The following is a 4,263-nucleotide window of genomic DNA, read 5'->3' on the forward strand; positions in this document are numbered from 1 at the left end:
CGCACCCGCACCCGCCCCGGCGCCTACCCCGTCGCAAGGCCCGCGCCCGCGTGAACGCGCAGATTTTGGCCAGGACGAGCGCCGCCTGATCCTGGAGACCGAGCTGAAAAAGGCCCAGCAGGTGCTGCAGGGCTTCTCCCAGGCGCTGGGTGGTTCAGCCGGCAGTGCGGCACCGGCAGACAAGAGCCGCGCGCTGGCCGATGTGCGGGCCCTCACGGCCGAGCTGGCCCGGCTGCCGCCGGTGGCAAGCCGCTGAGCGCGTTAGTCTTGCTCCTCCAGCGATTGCAGCAGCGCGTCCGCATTCGCATAGCCCGCCGCCTTGGACCGCCGTGCCCAGAACCGTGCGCCTGCAGCGTCCTGGGTGTGGATGGCGATTTGCGCCAGGTTGTAGGCGGCGGCGCCATCGCCCAGGTCCGCAGCCAGAACCAGCCAGTCCCGCGCCTGCGCATCATCGTTGTCTACGGAGCGCAGATGCTGGTAGACATTGAGGGCGGCGCGCTTGTCGCCCGCCTGCGCCAGGCGCTTTTGGCGCAGCAGCTCAGATTCTGACATGCGCGCAATGCCGGCACTGTTGGCGCCGGGCTCATAGCGGATGCCGGTCGGCGGGGCGGGCAGTGGCGCATAGGGGATTTGCTTGCAACCGGCGCTGGCCAGTAGCGCAAGCAATGCCAAGGGGAGGGCGGTGGAGGACAGGCGCATCGCCGCATTGTGGCATTCCGGTGCCATCAACGCTTTCAGCGCACAAAGGTGGAGGGCTGCAGATCCGGTGTGGTGGCCTTGCGCCGCTCCAGCCAGAATGCTTCGTTCCTGGTCAGCATCTGGAAGTCCTGCGCATCCTGCAGCTTTTGCGCCGCATCCATCGGCCAGTTCGGGTTGTAGATCAGCTCACGTGCCAACGCCACCAGGTCCGCGTCGCCGTTGCGCAAAATGGCCTCGGCCTGCTGCGCATGCACGATCAGGCCCACGGCCATCGTGCGCGCGCCGGTGGCGGCCTGGATGGCCGATGCCAGTTCGACCTGGTAGCCATAGCTGGCAGACTCGCCGCCGCGCAGCGGCGAGCCGGCAATGCCGCCCGAGGAGCAGTCGATCACATCGACACCCAGCGGCAGCAGGCGTTTGACCAGCGCGATGCTGTCCTCCAGCGTCCAGCCACCGGGCGCGCCGTCGGTGCAGGACAGGCGCACAAAGAGGGGCAGGCCTGCTGGCCACACGGCGCGCACCGCATCGACGACGGTCAGCAGCAGCCGGCAGCGGTTGTCAAAGCTGCCGCCCCAGGCATCGCCGCGCTGGTTGGCCAGCGGTGACAGAAAGCTGTGCAGCAGATAGCCATGGCCGGCATGCAGCTCCAGCACCTGGTAGCCCGCGCGCGCGGCGCGGCGGGCAGCGGCGGCAAAGGCCTCCACCACCTGCTGGATCTGCTGCAGCGACATGGGCAGCGGCGTATCAAGGCCCTTGCCTGCGGGGATGGCGCTCGGGCCCATCGGCATCCAGGCATCCCAGTCGGCGATGTCCGGCTGGTAGGGCAGAGCCCCCCGGCCCTGCGCGGGTGTCAGCTGCCGGGCCTTGCGGCCGGCATGCATCAGCTGGATGCCTGGCGTGGTGCCGCAGTCGCGCATCAGCTGCACGATGCGCTGCAAGGGCGCGACCATGTCGTCCTGCCACAGCCCGATATCGCCCAAGGTGCCGCAGCCGCGCCGCTCCACACCGGTGCCTTCCTGGAACACCAGGCCGCTGCCGCCGGCGGCCAGGCGCCCCAGGTGCATCAGATGCCAGTCCTGCACCTGGCCGTGGCGGCCCTGGTACTGCCACATGGGGGCGGCGACGATGCGGTTCTTGATCACCACATCGCGCAGCTGCAGTGGGCTGAAAAGCTGGTTCTGGGTTTCGCTGTGGGCCATGGTGCTGCCACCTACTTCTTGACGAGAGGGCAGGCCGATTCGGACAGCGGCAGGAAGGCCTTGTCGGCCGGCACCGTGCTGATGACCTTGTAGTAGTCCCAAGGGGCCTTGGACTCCTGCGGCGACTTGACCTGGAACAGGTACATGTCGTGCACCATCATGCCGTCTTCGCGCAGGCGCCCGTTCTTGGTGAACACATCGTTGATCGGCATCTCGCGCATCTTGGCCATCACCGCCTTGGCGTCCGTGCTGCCGGCCGCCTCCACCGCCTTCAGGTAGTGCTTGACCGAAGAGTAGGCGCCCATCTGGCTCATATTGGGCATGGCATTGACCTTGGCGAAGTACTTCTTCGAGAAGGCGCGCGTCTCGTCATTCATGTCCCAGTAAAAGGCCTCGGACAGCAGCATGCCCTGCGCAGTGCGCAGGCCCACCGAATGCACATCGTTGATGTACATCAGCAGCGAGGCGAGCTTTTGCTTGCTCTCGGGGGTGATGCCGAATTCGCGCGCAGCCTTGATCGAGTTGACCAGGTCATTGCCAAAGTTGGCCAGGCCGATCACATCGGCCTTGCTGGCCTGGGCCTGCACCACGGCAGACGAGAAGTCCGAGCCATTGAGCGGGTGCCGGGTCTCGCCAATCACCTTGCCGCCCACGGTGCCGATGGCCTGGGTGGTGGCCTTGACGATGTCATAGCCGCCCGAGTAGTCGGCGGTCAGAAAGTACCACTGCTTGCCGATCTTCTCGGCCGCCGCCTTGCCCACGGTATTGGCCAGTGCATAGGAGTTGTAGGCCCAGTGCGCGACGGTGGGGCCACACATGTCACCGGTGATGCGGTCGCTGGCCGGGCCGCTCATCACCAGCACCTTGCCTTTTTCCTTGGCGATGTTGAGCACCGCGAGCGCGGCGGCCGAGCCGCCCACGTCCTGGATCGCGTCGACGCCGTTGTCGTACCATTCGCGCGCCTTGGCCGCTGCCGAGTCGGCCTTGCTCTGGTGGTCAAAGGTCAGCAGCTCGACCTTGCGGCCCAGCACCTGGCCGCCGGCCTCATCAAGCGCCATCTGGGCGGCGGTGATGCTGCCCTTGCCGGTGATGGCCGAGTAGACGCCCGACTGGTCAACGATCAGGCCGATGCGCACCGGCGGGCCCGATTGTGCGCTGGCGCCCAGCGACAGGCACAGCAGCGCTGCGGCCAGTCCCAGTGGTTTGACGGGGGCGCGCAGCGCGGGGAGGTGAGAAATACGCATGGTGGTGTCTCCTGTTCAGCTTTTGGTCAGTACCTGGGATTCGCGGATCATCTGCTGCCAACGCAGGCGCTCGGCCTGCAGGAATTTTTCATAGGCCTCCGGGCCCTGGGCGGTGACCGAGACGCCTTGCTTTTCCAGCAGGTTCTTCAGCGCAGGTGCCTGTAGCTGGGCCACGGTGGTGCGGCCCAGGCGGTCGATGACCTCGGCGCCGGTCTTGCGCGGCACAAAAAAGCCGTTCCAGATCGGCGCGGCATAGCCGGGGTAGCCCAGCTCGGCGACGGTGGGGATCTCGGGCCAGGAGGCCATGCGCTGCGCGCTCAACGTGGCCAGCACGCGCAGCTTGCCCGACTGCACCTGCGGGCGGGTGAAGAGCGCCGTCATCATGCCCATGTCCACGCGCTGCTGCAGCAGGTCCGGCAGGGCCGGGGCCTCGCCCTTGTAGGGCGCATGGATCATCTGCGCGCCGCTCAGCTTGCCCAGGTACTCCATCGCCACATGCAGCGGGCCCAGCGGCCCGGTGGACATATAGCGCAGCTTGTCCGGTGTCTTCTTCGCATCGGCCAGCAGCTCGCCCAGGGTCTGGTAGGGGCTGTCTTGCGCCACCACCAGCACATAGTCCACATTGCAGATCGAGGCCCCCGCCGCAAAGTCGCGCTGCGGCCGGTAGCCCAGGTCGGGCATCGTGTGCTCGAGCACGATATTGGTGCCCACGCCGCCCATCAGCACGTTGTAGCCATCGGGTTCGGCATGCGCCACCTGGGTGGCGCCGATGGCGCCGGCTGCGCCCACCTTGTTGTCGACCACCACCGGCTGGCCCAGGCCGGGCTCCAGCGCCTTGGCCAGCAGGCGGCCGAGCACATCGGTGGCGCCGCCGGCGGCAAAGGGCACCACCAGCCGCAGCGGGCGTGACGGGTAGGGGCTCTGCGCCCAGGCCTGGTGGCCGGCCAGCAGGCTGGCTGCGCCCCAAGCGGTGCTGTGTGCCAGCCACCGTCGTCTGCCGGGATTGACCGGCGCTTGTTGCAGGGAAAGCTTGTCGTTCATGGCGTTGTCTCCGTTCCGTTTTTTGTGGTGTGCCGTGTCCTAAGCGAGATGAGAGAGGCGCTACAGCCGGGTGGCGCTGA

At 67.3% G+C, this 4,263-nt stretch carries 5 protein-coding genes; 1 reads left to right on the forward strand and 4 read right to left on the reverse strand.

From position 1 onward, the window contains the following. Positions 1-256 (forward strand): hypothetical protein (locus tag H928_RS32615; protein WP_043341478.1); only part of this gene is annotated, 256 nt, incomplete at its 5' end. Positions 257-261: 5 nt separating this feature from the next. On the opposite strand, the gene H928_RS0121705 is transcribed toward H928_RS32615, so the two are convergent. Genes H928_RS0121705 through H928_RS0121720 form a run of 4 tightly spaced genes read right to left on the reverse strand, consistent with a single transcriptional unit; the run spans position 262 to position 4,183 of the window. Next, positions 262-699 carry a hypothetical protein gene (locus tag H928_RS0121705; RefSeq protein WP_148293263.1) on the reverse strand — a complete coding sequence of 146 codons (438 nt, stop codon included), beginning with the start codon at positions 697-699 and terminating at the stop codon, positions 262-264. 35 nt (positions 700-734) lie between these two features. Further along, positions 735-1,898, reverse strand: coding sequence for an NADH:flavin oxidoreductase/NADH oxidase (locus H928_RS0121710; RefSeq protein WP_021028375.1), 1,164 nt, complete (start codon positions 1,896-1,898; stop codon positions 735-737). 11 nt (positions 1,899-1,909) lie between these two features. Further along, positions 1,910-3,142: an ABC transporter substrate-binding protein gene (locus tag H928_RS0121715; protein WP_021028376.1), complete on the reverse strand. Its 1,233-nt coding sequence runs from the start codon at positions 3,140-3,142 to the stop codon at positions 1,910-1,912. A 15-nt stretch (positions 3,143-3,157) separates the two neighbouring features. Beyond that, positions 3,158-4,183 (reverse strand): tripartite tricarboxylate transporter substrate binding protein, encoded by a 1,026-nt coding sequence (locus H928_RS0121720; protein WP_021028377.1) that lies wholly within the window; start codon positions 4,181-4,183, stop codon positions 3,158-3,160. Positions 4,184-4,263 lie beyond the last annotated feature (80 nt).

The organism is Comamonas sp. B-9 (genome assembly GCF_000410635.1).
In the GTDB taxonomy this organism is placed as follows: domain Bacteria; phylum Pseudomonadota; class Gammaproteobacteria; order Burkholderiales; family Burkholderiaceae_C; genus Comamonas.